The organism is Sulfurivermis sp., assembly GCF_059410345.1.
The window spans coordinates 1-14,465 of the sequence record NZ_JBLJDO010000022.1 but is presented as its reverse complement, the minus strand read 5'-3'; the positions used below and the strand labels follow the sequence as shown (position 1 = coordinate 14,465).

Annotated in this window: 15 protein-coding genes; 3 read left to right on the top strand and 12 right to left on the bottom strand. The window is 66.0% G+C overall.

All coding sequences use genetic code 11. From position 1 onward, the window contains the following. Positions 1-10 precede the first annotated feature (10 nt). On the bottom strand, positions 11-1,075 hold the full coding sequence (locus tag ACMV8A_RS13540) for a DUF2066 domain-containing protein (protein WP_495326405.1): 1,065 nt from the start codon (positions 1,073-1,075) through the stop codon (positions 11-13). A gap of 141 nt (positions 1,076-1,216) precedes the next feature. Between ACMV8A_RS13540 and purM the strand changes: the two genes are divergently transcribed. Genes purM through ACMV8A_RS13525 form a run of 3 tightly spaced genes read left to right on the top strand, consistent with a single transcriptional unit; the run spans position 1,217 to position 3,305 of the window. Beyond that, a complete protein-coding gene (gene purM / locus ACMV8A_RS13535; protein WP_495326404.1) occupies positions 1,217-2,272 on the top strand; it encodes a phosphoribosylformylglycinamidine cyclo-ligase in 1,056 nt (351 codons plus the stop codon). Beyond that, entirely contained in the window at positions 2,272-2,904 is a 633-nt protein-coding gene (purN, locus tag ACMV8A_RS13530) for a phosphoribosylglycinamide formyltransferase (RefSeq protein ID WP_495326403.1), read from the top strand. The genes purM and purN overlap by 1 nt, the downstream gene beginning before the upstream one ends. A 26-nt stretch (positions 2,905-2,930) precedes the next feature. Beyond that, complete coding sequence (locus ACMV8A_RS13525) at positions 2,931-3,305, top strand: hypothetical protein (protein WP_495326402.1); 375 nt, start codon at positions 2,931-2,933, stop codon at positions 3,303-3,305. A 62-nt stretch (positions 3,306-3,367) separates the two neighbouring features. Here ACMV8A_RS13525 and rlmM read toward each other — a convergent pair whose 3' ends face one another. The 11 genes from rlmM to ACMV8A_RS13470 form a co-directional block, all read right to left on the bottom strand. Beyond that, the gene (gene rlmM / locus ACMV8A_RS13520) at positions 3,368-4,420 is read right to left on the bottom strand and encodes a 23S rRNA (cytidine(2498)-2'-O)-methyltransferase RlmM (protein WP_495326401.1); all 1,053 of its coding nucleotides are present in this window, start codon (positions 4,418-4,420) and stop codon (positions 3,368-3,370) included. A gap of 66 nt (positions 4,421-4,486) precedes the next feature. Continuing rightward, positions 4,487-5,701 (bottom strand): glycosyltransferase family 9 protein, encoded by a 1,215-nt coding sequence (locus ACMV8A_RS13515; protein WP_495326400.1) that lies wholly within the window; start codon positions 5,699-5,701, stop codon positions 4,487-4,489. A 40-nt stretch (positions 5,702-5,741) separates the two neighbouring features. Further along, positions 5,742-6,698, bottom strand: a complete 957-nt coding sequence (locus tag ACMV8A_RS13510) for a lysylphosphatidylglycerol synthase transmembrane domain-containing protein (RefSeq protein ID WP_495326399.1) — start codon at positions 6,696-6,698, stop codon at positions 5,742-5,744. After that, complete coding sequence (locus ACMV8A_RS13505; RefSeq protein ID WP_495326398.1) at positions 6,695-7,570, bottom strand: decaprenyl-phosphate phosphoribosyltransferase; 876 nt, start codon at positions 7,568-7,570, stop codon at positions 6,695-6,697. Before ACMV8A_RS13505 ends, ACMV8A_RS13510 begins: the two co-directional genes overlap by 4 nt. Beyond that, positions 7,560-8,186, bottom strand: a complete 627-nt coding sequence (locus ACMV8A_RS13500) for an HAD-IB family hydrolase (RefSeq protein ID WP_495326397.1) — start codon at positions 8,184-8,186, stop codon at positions 7,560-7,562. The genes ACMV8A_RS13505 and ACMV8A_RS13500 overlap by 11 nt, the downstream gene beginning before the upstream one ends. Positions 8,187-8,327: 141 nt before the next feature. After that, entirely contained in the window at positions 8,328-9,068 is a 741-nt protein-coding gene (locus ACMV8A_RS13495; protein WP_495326396.1) for an SDR family oxidoreductase, read from the bottom strand. Beyond that, complete coding sequence (locus tag ACMV8A_RS13490) at positions 9,065-10,420, bottom strand: FAD-binding oxidoreductase (RefSeq protein WP_495326395.1); 1,356 nt, start codon at positions 10,418-10,420, stop codon at positions 9,065-9,067. The genes ACMV8A_RS13495 and ACMV8A_RS13490 overlap by 4 nt, the downstream gene beginning before the upstream one ends. Beyond that, positions 10,417-11,934: a glycosyltransferase family 39 protein gene (locus ACMV8A_RS13485; protein ID WP_495326394.1), complete on the bottom strand. Its 1,518-nt coding sequence runs from the start codon at positions 11,932-11,934 to the stop codon at positions 10,417-10,419. The genes ACMV8A_RS13490 and ACMV8A_RS13485 overlap by 4 nt, the downstream gene beginning before the upstream one ends. 1 nt (position 11,935) lies before the next feature. Further along, entirely contained in the window at positions 11,936-12,865 is a 930-nt protein-coding gene (locus ACMV8A_RS13480; protein ID WP_495326393.1) for a lysylphosphatidylglycerol synthase transmembrane domain-containing protein, read from the bottom strand. Then, positions 12,862-13,653: a phosphatase PAP2 family protein gene (locus tag ACMV8A_RS13475; RefSeq protein ID WP_495326392.1), complete on the bottom strand. Its 792-nt coding sequence runs from the start codon at positions 13,651-13,653 to the stop codon at positions 12,862-12,864. Before ACMV8A_RS13475 ends, ACMV8A_RS13480 begins: the two co-directional genes overlap by 4 nt. Further along, on the bottom strand, positions 13,643-14,347 hold the full coding sequence (locus ACMV8A_RS13470) for a class I SAM-dependent methyltransferase (protein WP_495326391.1): 705 nt from the start codon (positions 14,345-14,347) through the stop codon (positions 13,643-13,645). Before ACMV8A_RS13470 ends, ACMV8A_RS13475 begins: the two co-directional genes overlap by 11 nt. Positions 14,348-14,465: the final 118 nt, after the last annotated feature.

The window sequence follows — 14,465 nt, the reverse complement described above, 5'->3', positions numbered from 1 at the left end:
CCCCGGGACTTCAGGGCAGCAACCGGTAATACAGCTCCGTATGCAGCGCATCCAGCGGCGCGGAGCCGGCAGTGGTGACGGCCAGGGTGGAACCAAGACCGATGGTGCGTGTCAGCGCCGCCGGGTTTGCCTCCAGGGTCAGACGACAGGTTACTGCCCGCGGCTCCACCTCGGTGACCTGCACCGCGGTGACGCCGCTGAGTGCGCCCAGATAATTCAGCAGGCGCGCGTAATCGGACAGGGTAGTGACGTCGCTGACATGCAGCGTGACCACGCTGCCGCCGTCGAGGTCGACCACCTGGGCAAAGCGCATGGCCAGGGCGTCGGCGCTGCCGTCCACACCAGCCCCCAACACCTGATCCGGGGTGGCGCCGGCGCTCTCCCAGTGCATGGCCTCGTCGCCCACCCGCAGCGTCCAGCGCGCGTGCCAGATACCCTGACGGTCGTGATACAGGCGACCGAGCAACACCGCTTGCGGCCGATAACGGGCCGAGGCGGCCAGCACCGGCTCCTGGAAGCCGCCCCATACGTCAGCGGCGGTGATGCGGGCCTGATCCTCCAGATCGAGCAGCGGCAACCGCAGCGGCAACCCGCGACGGCGCGCCGCCGTCTCCAGCCCGGGCATGCCGGCACTTTCCGCCGCGGACACCAGGCGCCGTTCGCTACCGGTCTCCACCGCCAGCCACACCAGCAACAGCGGCCGGGCGCTGCCCCACACCGGCTGGCCGCGGCTGCGCAGGGCCTGGCCGAGGCTATTGGCGTCAAAGGACATCCACAGCGTCAGTCCTGCCGGCTGGGTGGCCGTCGCCGGCACCGTACGGTAGCGATACTGCTGCACATAGCGCGCGGCATTGCTGAACAGGTCGGCCAGGGCGGGATCCTGCGGCGTGGCGCTGTAGCCGGTGGCGCGCACCAGCACCTCGGCCAAGCCGTCGCGCATGGCCTGCTGGCGCGCCTCGCCCTGCTGATCGGCCACCGGCACCTCGGCCTCGTACAGGCCGGCCACCTCCGCCGCCATGGCATGGCCCGCCAGCCACAACAACGCTATGAAGGTATACAAGGGGAGTCGTTTCATGCCCGCGCACGCTATGTCACCCTCCGTCGCAAGTCAAGCCGCGGGCAGACGGCGCGGCGCGTTCCGGTTACAATGACGCCCTTTTCGCGCGGCCAGCCTGTGAATCCGGTCGCGCATCACCAGCCTCGACGGGGACTACACGTGAGCAACGACAAGCAGCACAGCGCCGGCCTCAGCTACCGCGACGCCGGGGTCGACATCGACGCGGGCGATGCCCTGGTCGAACGCATCAAACCCTACGCCAAGCGCACCACGCGCCCCGAGGTGATGGGCGGTCTGGGCGGGTTCGGCGCCCTGTTCCAGGTGCCGCTGGACCGCTACAAGGAACCGGTGCTGGTCTCCGGCACCGACGGCGTCGGCACCAAGCTCAAGCTGGCCATGCAGTTGCACAAGCACGACACCATCGGCATCGACTTGGTCGCCATGTGCGTCAACGACCTGGTGGTGCAGGGTGCCGAGCCGCTGTTCTTCCTCGATTACTTCGCCACCGGCCACCTCGACGTGGACACCGCTGCTGATGTCATCAAGGGTATCGCCGCGGGCTGCGAGCAGGCCGGCTGCGCCCTCATCGGCGGTGAGACCGCGGAAATGCCCGGCATGTACCAGGGCGGCGACTACGACCTGGCCGGCTTCGCCGTGGGCGTGGTGGAAAAGAGCAAGATCATCGACGGCAGCAAGGTCAAGACGGGCGACGCCCTCATCGGCCTGGCCTCCTCCGGCCCGCACTCCAATGGCTACTCGCTGGTGCGCAAGGTCATCGAGGTGAGCAAGGCCTACCTGGGCGAAGAGTTCCACGGCAAGACCCTGGGCGAAACCCTGCTCGCCCCCACCCGCATCTACATCAAGCCGCTGCTCCAGCTGTTCGCGCAAGTGGACGTGCATGCCCTCGCCCACATCACCGGCGGCGGCCTGCTGGAAAACATCCCGCGCGTGCTGCCAGAGAACTGCCGCGCCGTCATCGACGGCAAAAGCTGGCGGCGCCCGCCGGTGTTCGACTGGCTGCAGCAGAAGGGCAACATCGCCGAGCGCGAGATGCACCGTGTATTCAACTGCGGCGTCGGCATGGTGATCGCCGTGGCCCAGGAAGACCTGGCCCGCAGCCTGGAACTGCTGCGCGCCGCCGGCGAAACCGCCTGGCACCTCGGCGCCATCGACACGGTGGCGGTAGGCGGTGAACAGGTCGTGATCAATACCTAATGGCCGAGGCGCGCAAGCTCCCCATCGTCGTCCTCATCTCCGGCAGCGGCAGCAACCTGCAGGCCATCATCGACGCCACGCGGGCCGGCCTGCCGGTGGATATCCGTGCGGTGATCAGCAACAAGATGGATGCCTACGGCCTGGAGCGCGCGCGCCGGGCCGGCATCCCGACGCAGGTGCTCAATCACAAGGACTATGCCGATCGGGAAAGCTACGATGCGGCGCTGGCGCAGATCATCGACGGCTGTGGCGCCGAGTTGGTGGTGCTGGCCGGCTTCATGCGCATACTGAGCGACGGCTTCGTGCGCCGTTACGAGGGGCGCATGCTCAACATCCACCCCTCGCTGCTGCCGCGTCACCGCGGCCTCGACACCCACGCCCGTGCCCTCGCCGCCGGCGACGACGAACACGGCGCCACCGTGCATTTCGTTTCGCCGGAACTGGACGCCGGCCCGATCGTCATGCAGGCACGTGTGCCGGTTGAACCTGGCGACAGCCCCGAATCGCTCGCTGCCCGCGTATTACGCGAGGAACACCGCATCTATCCCGAGGCCATCCGCTGGTTTGCCGAGGGACGGCTCACGCTGGAGCACGGCCGCGCCCTGCTCGATGGCAAACCGATCACCCCCTGACAGTCATCTGCATCGGAGGTCACACCATGCGCCAACGTCTCATCGCTGCCCTGTTCTTTCTGCTCTGCTCCCCGCTTGCCCACGCGGGCTTTGAAGACGGCATGACCGCCTACGAGAAGGGCGACTACGCCACTGCCTACACTGAGTTTCTAAATGCCGCCCAGCAGGGTGACATGCGTGCCCAGGGCAAACTCGGCGGGCTGTATCTATACGGTGTCGGGGTGGAAAAGAATTACATCCAGGCCTATGCCTGGCTCGACCTCGCTGCCGGCCAGGGCGACACCGCCGCCGCCAAGTTCCGTGATGCCGCCGCCGACCAGCTGAGCATGCAGCAAATGCGTGAAGCGGCGGTGCTGGCAGAGGACTATTACGACAAGTATGTCCTGCCGTTCAAGGACTAGGACGAGGCACGACAAGACCGCAGGAACCGAACCCTCGCGGCACACGGTTCGCAGGGAGCGCCCTAGCCAACCACGCGGAGATAACCCGTCACTTCCTCACGGTCGTGGTAGAGCTGTTTGAAATGCAGGGTGTAGCGTACGCCGGCCTGCGACAGCCGCTGCTCGATGAGGGCGGCGCAGTGCTGCACCTCCTGGTGGCGTTTCTTCATCGGCAGCTTGAGGTTGAAGATGCACTCGCGGCACCAGCCCTGCGCCAGCCAGTCCGCCACCAGGCGCGCGATGCGCGCCGGCTGCTCCACCATGTCGCATACCATCCAGTCCACCGGTTTGGCGGGGCGATAGCGAAAACCGTCTTCGCGGCGGTGCTCCACCACGCCGCTGTCCATCAACTCCCTGTCCATCGGCCCGTTGTCCACCGCCACCACGCGCAGGTGGCGCTGCACCAATTGCCAGGTCCAGCCGCCGGGCGCCGCACCCAGATCCACCGCCTGCATGCCGGGTCGCAAACGCCGCTCACGCTCATCTGCCGTAAGAAAGGTAAGCAGCGCCTCATCCAGCTTCAGGGTGGAGCGGCTGGGTGCGCCGGCGGGAAACTTGAGGCGCGGGATGCCCATGTACCAAGGGGAGGCATTCTCCGGCGCCGAAATGCCGATGAAGGCGGAGGAAGAGCTCAGAAAAAAAACGTGCAGACGCGGCAGGTTGCTGCGCTCTTCGTGCAGCCAGTTGCGCCGCACCAGTTCCGCCCGCAGCGGCGGCGCCAGCTTGCGGCACAACACCTGCAATTCCTTGGCTTCGTTGGTGTCGGCGGTCTCCACCCACACCTCACCCACCACCACGTCACCCAGCGCGGCCAGCAAAGGACCGATGCGATCGGTCAGCGGCAGATCATCGACGCGCCGCGCCGCGAACATCTGGCGGGCGAAGATGAGTTCATGGAACGGCAAACGCTGCAATAATTCGACCGCCATTCCTTCATAGGGATTGAACTCCACATAGGCACTGCCCGTCGTGGCGCGGCAATAACCCGCCACGCCCAGCAGCGCGGCATGCTCCTGCACCTCGGCGGCACACTCGCCCTCGAATCCGGCGCGGCAATAGAGAATCAATGATTCCAAGGTTCACGACCTGCCGCAGAGACGCGGGGTTTTCCACTGCACAATCCCTGCGCCTGTGCGGCGGTTCTATTTGACATCGAGAACAGGACGCAGGGTATCGAATACCTGGGTGGGGGTGATCACTTGGAGGCAGACATTATCGACGCAGGGGGTCTTGCGGTGATTGCCCGCGCTAACACAGGGCGAGCAGGCGATACCGGCGTAGATCGGCGTGGAGTTGCCCAGTGAGCCGTACAGCTTCGGCGTCTCCGGACCGAAGATGACGAAGGTGGGCAGGTCGGTGACGGCGGAGAAATGGCCTGGACCGGAATCATTGCTCAGCATCAGCAGGGAGATGCTGTACAGCGCCGGCAGTTCCAGCAGTTTGAGGCGCCCGGCGAAGTTGACGCAGCGCTCGCGCCCCACCCACTTGCGCAGTTGCTCCGCTTCCTCGTATTCGCCCGGCGCGCCGGTGATCAGCACCAGCACGTCGTCGTAGCCGTCGATGATGCGCTGCATCACCTCCAGATAACGCTCCGGCATCCAGCGCCGCTGCGGCAGCAGGTCGGATGCGTTGGGATTGATCAGCACGATGCGCTGGCGCGCCGGGTCGTAGGCCGGATACGCCTCCCGCACCTTGGCGCGCATCGCCTCCTGCTGTTCCGCCGTGATCTCCGCCTTGGCCAGGACGATTTCCTCGTCCCGGATCAAGGTCTTGGAGTACGGCAGCTCCACCTTGTCGCTCAGGGCGGTGTTGACCATGGCGATGAAGTTCTTGGCGATGTGCAGATGCGGGTTGTAGGCGACGCGATGGGTCAGCAGCTCGCCGCGGTACAGGCCCTCGTTGTGGAAGGCGTGATAACCGATGCGGTTGTTGGCGCCGGACAGGCCGGTGAGCAGCGCGCTGTAGCGCGAGAAAAGTTCCAGATCGATGACCGTATCGATGTTGCGACGGCGGGTCCAGAACAGGAAACGCAGGGTATCGTAGGCCAGCACGAACAGGCCGCTCTCGCGGATGGTGAATACGTTTTCTTCCGGCACGGTGCCCAGCAGCTGCAGGCTGGCGGCGTTCTTCTTGAAGATGACGAAAAACAGCTCGGCGCCGTGCTGCCGCAGCTTGCGCATTGCCGGGTCGACCAGGATCGCGCTGCCCATCTCCGACAATTCCACCAACAGCACGCGCCGGGGCGCCGTGCGCTGCCAGCGGCGGAACAGTCCGATGATGCGAAACACCAGGGTGACGAGAAAACACAGCGGCACACCGGCGTAATAATCCACCTTGCGCATGGTATCCACTTTCATTGCCGCCGCTCCTGAACCGTAAAAGGAAAAAGTAGGCCGATTATACCGCGCGTCCGCGCCGGCCGGGCAGCAGGGCAACGGCGCCGAGCAGGACGGCGAACCACAGGGTAGCAAGACGGATCAGCACCGTCGCCGCCACCGCCACACCCGGGCTCATGCCATTGAGGGTCAACAGGGTCACCATGGTGAGCTCCGCGCCGCCCAGGCCGCCGGGCAGGAAGCTCACCGCCCCCACCAGCATGGCAAAGGCATAGATGAACAGGGCGGTGGGCAGATCCATGCCAGTGCCGAGCACCTGCACCAGATACCAGAAGGCCACGCCCTCGGCACCCCAGGCCACCACGCCGAGGGCGATGCTATAACCGAACAGGGGCAGGGAGAACAGACGCGAGGAATGCAGGATCGTTTCGATCAGCCCGGCGGCCAGGGCGGCGGGGCGGCCACTGAAGCGACGGCGCAACCACCCATCCAGTTGCTCCAGCCAGGCACGCTGCTGGATGAGCAGCAGCATGGCGAACAACAGTACGGTCATGACCACCACCACGCCGCGCGCCGGCGGGTAGGCGGCCAGGCCGACGGCGGCGAGCAGCAGGATGGCGATGAGATCGCCCAGACGCTCGGCCAGCAGGGCGGCCAGGCTGTGCGGCCAGGACACGCCGCGTGGCTGCAACAGCACGCAACGCAACGCCTCCCCCGCCTTGCCCGGCGTGGTGGTGAGGGCAAAACCACCCAGATAGATGCGCAGGCTGGTGAGCCACGGTACGCGGTGGCCGAACAGGTGCAGGTAATGCTGCCAGCGCAGGAAACGCAGGCCGTAGTTGACCAGGGACAGGGCCAGCAAAAGCGCCAGCACCGGCAGCGACACCTCGCGCAATGCGTCCACCACCTCGCGCCAGCCGCCCCACAGGGAAAAGGCCAGATAGCCGAGCGCCGCCGCCACCACCGACAGGATCAGCGCGCGCAGGCCGCGCACCGGCCGCGGTGTGGCCTCGCTCATGCCAGCAACCAGAAGGTGAGCGCGGCCCAGCCCAGCACCGTCAGCAGCAGGTGCGGGTCGCGCAACAGGTCGCGTGCCGGATCTTCACCGGCATCGGTACTGAAGGTGAGGTGCAGATAGCGGAACAGGCCGTAGAGCACGAAGGGCACCGTGTAGATGAGATTGCCGGTGCGGTGGGCGGCGATGGTATCGGCGCTCATGGTGTACAGGCTGTAGGCCATCACCACGCCGGTGGCGCAGACGCCGATCATCAGGTCCAGCATCGGCAGCGAGTAATTCTGCAGCACCTTGCGCGCCGGGGCGGTGCTGTGTTCCATCACCGCCAGTTCGGAGCGGCGCTTGGCGAAGCCGAGAAACAGCGTGACCATCAGGCCGGTGAGCAGCAGCCAGGACGAGGGCGGAATGCCGACGCCGATGGTGCCGGCCAGGATGCGCAGCATGAAGCCGGCGGCGATGATGAACACGTCGAGGATCACCACGTGCTTCAGGCGCCACGAATAAAGCAGGTTGAGCACGGCGTAGAGCGCCACGATGAGCAGCACCGTCGGTGAAGCCGTCCAGGCGAGGGCAAAACCGGCCAGGGCGCACAGCGCCCCCAGCACCATGCCCTGCCCTGCCGTCACCGTGCCCGCCGCCAGCGGACGGTGCTTCTTGTGCGGGTGCAGGCGGTCGGCCTCGCGGTCGGCCAGATCGTTAATCACGTAGATGGCGCTGGAGACGAAACAGAAGGCCAGCGCCGCCAGCACCACCGCCTGCACCGTCACCACATCGTTCCAGGCATGGCCGAACAGCAGACCGACGAAGACGAAGCCGTTCTTCAGCCACTGATGCGGCCGCAGCAATTTGATCATTGCGCGCAAATCAAGCGCCATTTCCTTCTCCCGGCATGGTGCGGTAGTAGGCGTGGTCGGCCAGAGCCAGCAGCTCGCGGTCGCCGCGGCTGTCGCCGTAGGCATACAGTTCGTAATCCGCGCGCGCGCCCAGCAGGGCGTGCAGGCGACGCGCCTTCTCCGCGCCGTAGCAGTTGGCGCCGTCGTAGCGACCGGTCACGCAACCGTTGTCATCCAGCGCCAGACGCGTGGCAATGACATCGTCGAAACCGGCACCGCGCGCCCATGGCGCCACATAATGCTCGATGGAGGCAGAGATCACCACACAGCGATGCCCCTGCGCCTGGTGCCATTGCAGCCGCGCCAGCGCCGCCGGGCGCACCATCCGCAGCAGCTGTTCCTGCGCAAAGCGCGCGCCGGCGCGATGCAGCGCCTCATTGTCCATACCGCCCAGAAAGCGCCGCAGCACCCGCTCCTTGGCCACGTCGTTGGGTGTCAGGCGCAGGCCATAACCGAACAGCGTCGGCAGCAGCGGCACGATGCCGCGCAGCACGCCACCCCAACCCGCCAGTTGCAGCAGAAACGGGCGCAAGGTGTCACGGCAGGTGATGGTGCCATCGAAATCGAAGGCGGCGACGACGGGACGGTTAGCAGCCATAAAACCAAGTCCGCGCATGAACGCAAATGGACGCAAATGAAGCCATGCCAGACAAGCCATGATCACCCATGCCTGACCAAAGCGTTCGAACAAGTATGTTCCATTCGCGTATATTCGCGTTCATTTGCGGACTGATTCTTGTCACAACTTCAAGCGCTTGAACAAGCGCTCGGGGATGCTGCGGATGATCAGCATGATGTAGCGCCAGAACCACGGCACATAGATCACCTCGCGCCCGCGTTCCAGCGCCGTGACGATGCGCTCGCCCACATAGGCCGGCGTCGCCACCAGAAACAGCCCCGGCATGCCGTAGGTCATGGCGGTGTCGACGAAACCGGGCTTGATGGTCAACACCTGCACCCCCGCCGGGAACAGGCGGTTGCGCAGGCCCTGCAGGTACAGGGCGAAGGCCCCCTTGGCGGCGCCGTAGGTGTAATTGCTCTGGCGGCCGCGATCGCCGGCCACCGAGGCGATGCCGGCGATGAAGCCGCGGCCGCGCTGTTCCAGGTGGTCGGCGCACAGATTGAGTATGGACACCGCATCGACGAAATTGCGGTTGATGATGGCCATGGTTTCGCGCAAGTCGCCCGCCGCCCTGCTCTGGCTGCCCAGGTAGCCGAAGGCCAGCAACACGCCCTCCAGCTCGCCCATCTCGTCAGTCACCCGCTGCAGAAAGGCCGCATGGCTGTCATGGGCCGCCGCGTCGAAGGCGCCGAAGTGCACCGCCACGCCGTAACGGATGGCGAGGTCGGCGGCATCACGGCGCAGGGATTCCACGTCACGGCCGGCCAGATACAACCGATAGCCGCGCCGCGCCCAGGCCGCGGCCGTGCCGCGGGCGATGGCGGAGGTGGCGCCGAGGATCAGGATCGCGCCGCTCATGCCTCATCCTCCAGACGTAGCCGGCGCGACAGGCTGGAGCTGAACACGCCCAGCGGATCCAGTTCGTTCTTGATGCGCCGCCAGTCGGCAAAACGCGGATACATGGCGCGGAACGACTCCGGCTGGAGACGCGCGTCCTTGGCCAGATAGACGCGCCCGCCGTGGGCCAGCACCACCGCGTCGAAATCATCCAGCAGGCGCAAGGTCGCCTCACCCTGCATGGGCAGATCCATCGCCAGGGTATAACCCTCCAGGGGGAAGGACAGATGGCCGTCACCCTGCGCGCCCATGCGCTTCAGCACGCCGAGGAAGGCCGGGTGGCCGCTGGCGGCCAGGCGCTGCATGATCCGCTGCATCGCCGCAAGGGCGCCCGCAGTCGGCACCACGCACTGGTACTGCACGAAACCGCGCTTGCCGTACAGGCGGTTCCAGTGGTGCAGCGTGTCCAGCGGATAGAAGAAGGTGTCGTAGTCCACCAGGAAGGGCGCCGTGCGGCTGCCCTCGCTGCGGAAATAGCGGCTGTTGAAGGCGCGGATGGACAGACCGTTGAGCAACCAGCCGGGCATGTTGAAGGGAATGGTGCGCACCGTGTGCGGCGGCAGGCGCAGCGGTGTCAGGCGACGGCCGCCGGACAGCTCGTCGCGCCCGGCGTGATCGCCGTTCATCACCACCCCGCGACCCAGCGCCGCGCCGCGGCTCATCAGGTCCACCCAGGCGACGCTGTAGCGCGCCTCACCGTCGCTGTCCTGCAACAACTGGAACAGCTGTTCCAGATGGGCCGCCCCCTGATGACGGGCGCGGATCCAGGCGCTGTCGATGGGCTGCAATTGCAGCTCCACCTCGCCGATGAGGCCGGTGAGACCCATACCGCCCAGCGTGGCGTGGAAGGCCGCGGCATTTTCCTGCGGCGAACAGCGCAGACGGCGGCCGTCGGCGCTGATCAATTCCAACTCGCGCACGCTGCGGCCAAAGGCGCCGTCGTGGTGATGATTCTTGCCGTGCACATCGGCGGCCACACAGCCGCCCAGGGAGACGTGTTTGGTGCCCGGCGTCACCAGCGGAAACCAGCCGCGCGGCACGGTGACCGCCAGCAGTTCCGCCAGGGTGAGGCCGGCCTCGGCGCGCACGATGCCCTTGTCGCGATCAAAGGCGAGAAAACGGTTGACCCGTTCGGTGAGCACCACGCGGCCACCCTCGTTGAGCGCGGCATCGCCATAGCTGCGGCCCTGGCCGCGCGCCAGCAGCGACGGCGCCTCCGACCACAGTTCGGAGTGGCGTTCCGGCCGCACCAGCTCGCAGCGCTGCACCGGGTAGTGCCCCCAGCCGGCAATGTCCTTATTCAAAATATTCATCCGCGTGGCAACCGTTGCACGTCCTCGTCGGGAAAATAACGCTCGTAAAAATAGCATGCGCCGGCTGGCAGGAACCATGGCAGGCGGTAAAACTGCTGCTGCGCCCGCCGCAGCACCTCGTCGCGGTACAAGGCATAGCGGAAACCGCGGCCGAGCAGCAGATAGTCGGTGACGCCGCGCACGGTAATCTCGCGCACCTCGTGCCGTTCGAAATAGCGCGCATGCACCGCCGGCGACTGTTCCGCGTACAGCAACACGGCGATATTCTGCCCATCCAGCGCGCGGTAATCGGTGAGCTGGTCGTCATGGCGGCCATATTTGGAGGCATCGCCGAACACATGAAAACGACGGCCGGAACGGTGTTCCAGGATCGCCGAATAGACATAGCTCTCGGTGGCCAGGGCATAGCCCTCCACCTGCGGCGCCATCTGCTGCCAAAACTCACCGCTGTGGCTGCCGAACACCATGTCGTGGTGAAGCACCGGCCGCTCCCGCCACACATCCGTCGGCAGCACCAGCACCACGGCTAGCGCCGCCACATGCAGCGCAGAGAAGCCGGCCATGAAACGCACGCTGCGGCGCAGTTGTGCGGCATCCAGGACAGCCGGCAGGAACAGAAACAGAAAGGGATAAAAGGCCAGCACCCAGTGCAGGCCGATGCGCGCGGTGAACGACAGCAGCGCGAACAGAGCCATCGGCAGCAGCCACAGCCACAAGAACAGCTCGCGCCGGCGTGCAACAGCCAGCACCGCGCCGCGCTGCCGCCAGCCGTACCACGCCAGCGGCCCCAGCAGATAGATCAGCATCAGCAGATACAGCGCCGGATGGCTCCAATCGAAACTGCCGCCGCTGTGACGGCTGTATAGATTGAACAGCACATTGTTCCAGCAGTGGCCATAGTTCCACCAGACGTTGAACGCGGCAAAGGGCAGCACGGCAAGGAACAGCAGCACCAGGCCGATGAGATTGCGCCGCGACGGCCTGATCAACAGCAGATAGACGCCATAGGCCAGACCGAGCAACACGGCGAAGTACTTGGCGAGGAAGGCAAGGCCGAGCAGGGCGCCGGCGTAGACGAACCAGCGGTAGCCCTCCTGTTGCAGCGCGCGCTGCAAGGCCAGCGCGGAAAGGAAGGAAAACAGGATCAGCGGGGTGTCGGTGCTGATCAGCACGTTGACGATGTTCACCGGCGCCAACAGATAGAGCAGGCCCGCCAGCATCGCGCGCTCCTCACCAAGACCATCGCGCAGCAGACGATAGACGACCCAGGCGATGAAGCTGGTCATGGCGTAGGCCGGCAGGCGCAGCCACCACTCTGCCTGTCCCAGCGGCAGCAAGACCGTCAACCACCAGCCCACCATGGGCGGATGATCGTAATAACCCGCGCTGGGATGGCTGCCCCAGACGAAGAAATAGGCCTCGTCGCCGGTGAGCGGCAGCCAGGCGGCCAGCAGCAGCTTGAGCAGCGTGACGCCGCCCAGGGCGTAGTAAAAATTGCGGCGCGCGTCGTTCACGTTACAGGTGGTGCTTGCCGGTGAGATAGGCGTAGAGGCCGGGCAGGCTGCTGACGATGAGGGTCACGCCGTAGAGGATGGACATGGACAGCACCAGGGTCTTGTCGGCACCGATGAGGGTGAACAGCCCAATCATGCCGCCCTCGCGCACGCCCCACCCCGCCAGCGACACCGGTACCAGGGTGAGCAGGATCACCGGCGGCACGATCACCATGTAGGTGAGCAGGCCGAACTCCAGGCCGACACTGCGGCCGATGTAATAGATGGCGAGCAGCGCCAGCAGATGGATCAGCAGCGACAGGCCCAGCTGCACGCCGACATCGCGCCCCCCGGCCAGCACCGCCGCCAGCCGCTGCGAGATGCGCCGCAGCACGCGCGTCGGTGCCCAGTGCTCCAGCAGTTCGAGCCGATGCAGGAACCAGGTGGCGGCAAAGCCGGCGATACCGAGCAGGACGATGCCATTGATGGCGAGGAAGGCCTGGCGCGGCAGCAGATCCGGCGCCAGCAGGTGCGCCAGCAGGTTGAACACCAGCAGGCCGGCCAGGCCGAGGCCGCGGTCCACCGCCACGCCGTAGAAGGCATCGCGCTTGCGGTGACCGGTGCGCGCCACGTCGAGCACGCGCAACGCATCGCCGCCCACGCTGGTGGGCAGGCCCTGATTGAAGAAGGCGCCCTTGAAATAGCTACGCAGATAAAAGACAAAGTCGCGGCCGAAGCCGAGGCGCTGCATCACCAGCTTCCAGCGCCAGGAGGCCAGCAGGGTGCTGGCCAGCTGAAACACCAACGCCACCAGCAACAGGCCGGGCGCCGCGCCCGAGATCGTCTGCACCACGCCATCCAGATCGATGGCGCGGAAGATGAGCCAGAACACCAGCAGGGTGACAGCCAGGCGCAGCAGCAGCGAAAACATGCGCTTGAGATGATGGGTCATGCAATTCTCCGCTGGAACAGACGCCGCAGCCCCGGCCAGGCCAGCGCCAACACAACCAGGGACAACACTACCAACAAGGGACGCGCCAGCGGATAGCCGCCGTCATAATCCCACAAGGTGTACAAGCCGGCGGCCACCAGCAGCACGGCGATGCCGCGCTGCACCGGGAGGCGCAGACCCAGCGGCCAGCGTTGCCCCAGCCACACGCTGAGCATCACGCCGAGCCAGCCGATGAGGGCGCCGGCCACCACATCCAGCGGCCAGTGGATGCCCACCGCCACGCGGGAGAGGCCCACCGCGCTCGCGGCGAGCAACACTACCACCTTGGCGGCCAGGGGAAAACGCATCACGCACACCGCCCCGGCAAAGGCGAAGGCCGCCGCGCTGTGGCCGGAAGGAAAGGAACCGGAGATGGCGCGAAAGCCGATGACGCGGAGGTCGGCGCCATCCAGCACATAGGGCGGCCGCGGCATGTCGAACACCAGCTTGGCACCATGGATGAGCACGGACACCACGATCACCGCCACCATGATGCTCCACACCAGGTCGGGGCGGCGGCCGACGAAGGGCAGCAGCAGGCACAACAACGTCATGGTGTCGCCCAACACGGTGATGTTGGACCACAGCCAGTCCCCTGCCGGCCACGCTGCGCCGTTGACGAGGTGGAACAGGGCCGCGTTACCGTCGCTGGCCAGCAGCAACAGCAGCAGCGCGGCCAGCACGGCCGCGCTGCCGTAGCCCCAACGCGACCAGGCGCGCGGGTCGGCGAAATAGAGATCAGGCGCCATCACGCTTGGCCAGCACCACGAGGCGGTAGTTCTTGTACTTGGCGAAGGTGGCGCCGGTGCGCAGGCCGGAGAAATACTTCTTCTGCACCTTGGGCAGCTTCTTGCGCAGGAAGAAGCCGAGCAGCCGCGCCGTGAACGGATAGCTGCCGCGCAGATACTCCCAGATCGCCTCGCCCGAGGGCTTGAGCTTGTGCATCAACAGATCGTCGACGATGTCCATGTTGGGCGCCACCAGCGCCGTGATGTCCTCGTCGCGCACCACGTCGAACGGCGCCGCCGCCAGCACGCGGCGGAACTCGTCCAGCCGGTGGCCGCCGCCGATGACACCATCGCCGGGCTGACCGTCACCTGCGGCGGGCGTCTTGAAGAAGTCGCAGATCACCACCCGGCCCTGCGGTTTGAGCAGGCGCGCGCAATGGCCGAGCACGGTATGCAGATCGATGTACTGAAAGCTTTCGCTGAACAGAATGGCGTCGTACTGCCCTTCCACCTCCGCCACCGGCATGCCCTCGAAGGTGGTCTCGAACACCCGCGCCTGATTGCCCGGCAACTCGGCCAGCCGCGCGTGCACCATGCGCGCCAGCGACGGCGTGAGGTCCGCCTCCCACAGGCCGTAGTGCAGATCTTCCACGCCGAGCAACTGCTTGCCCAGCACCAGCCCCAGCTCGCGGCTGTCCATTTTGTGTGTCGTCATAGCGTTACCTTCAATCGGAACAGTCCGTTGCATAAGTGCAGAGTTTCCATCGCGCTCGCGCAAACGGCACGAATACATTCCCCTATGTCTCGCCGAGCATCGCAGCCTGAAGCGGAAC

What these genes read in the sequence shown, in the direction of transcription:
- ACMV8A_RS13500 (WP_495326397.1), bottom strand. Translation starts at nt 8,186, where the DNA reads ATGGCTGCTAACCGTCCCGTCGTCGCCGCCTTCGATTTCGATGGCACC.
- ACMV8A_RS13525 (WP_495326402.1), top strand. Translation starts at nt 2,931, where the DNA reads ATGCGCCAACGTCTCATCGCTGCCCTGTTCTTTCTGCTCTGCTCCCCG.
- ACMV8A_RS13490 (WP_495326395.1), bottom strand. Translation starts at nt 10,420, where the DNA reads ATGAATATTTTGAATAAGGACATTGCCGGCTGGGGGCACTACCCGGTG.
- ACMV8A_RS13510 (WP_495326399.1), bottom strand. Translation starts at nt 6,698, where the DNA reads ATGAGCGAGGCCACACCGCGGCCGGTGCGCGGCCTGCGCGCGCTGATC.
- ACMV8A_RS13470 (WP_495326391.1), bottom strand. Translation starts at nt 14,347, where the DNA reads ATGACGACACACAAAATGGACAGCCGCGAGCTGGGGCTGGTGCTGGGC.
- ACMV8A_RS13480 (WP_495326393.1), bottom strand. Translation starts at nt 12,865, where the DNA reads ATGACCCATCATCTCAAGCGCATGTTTTCGCTGCTGCTGCGCCTGGCT.
- ACMV8A_RS13505 (WP_495326398.1), bottom strand. Translation starts at nt 7,570, where the DNA reads ATGGCGCTTGATTTGCGCGCAATGATCAAATTGCTGCGGCCGCATCAG.
- purN (WP_495326403.1), top strand. Translation starts at nt 2,272, where the DNA reads ATGGCCGAGGCGCGCAAGCTCCCCATCGTCGTCCTCATCTCCGGCAGC.
- ACMV8A_RS13515 (WP_495326400.1), bottom strand. Translation starts at nt 5,701, where the DNA reads ATGAAAGTGGATACCATGCGCAAGGTGGATTATTACGCCGGTGTGCCG.
- ACMV8A_RS13475 (WP_495326392.1), bottom strand. Translation starts at nt 13,653, where the DNA reads ATGGCGCCTGATCTCTATTTCGCCGACCCGCGCGCCTGGTCGCGTTGG.
- ACMV8A_RS13540 (WP_495326405.1), bottom strand. Translation starts at nt 1,075, where the DNA reads ATGAAACGACTCCCCTTGTATACCTTCATAGCGTTGTTGTGGCTGGCG.
- ACMV8A_RS13495 (WP_495326396.1), bottom strand. Translation starts at nt 9,068, where the DNA reads ATGAGCGGCGCGATCCTGATCCTCGGCGCCACCTCCGCCATCGCCCGC.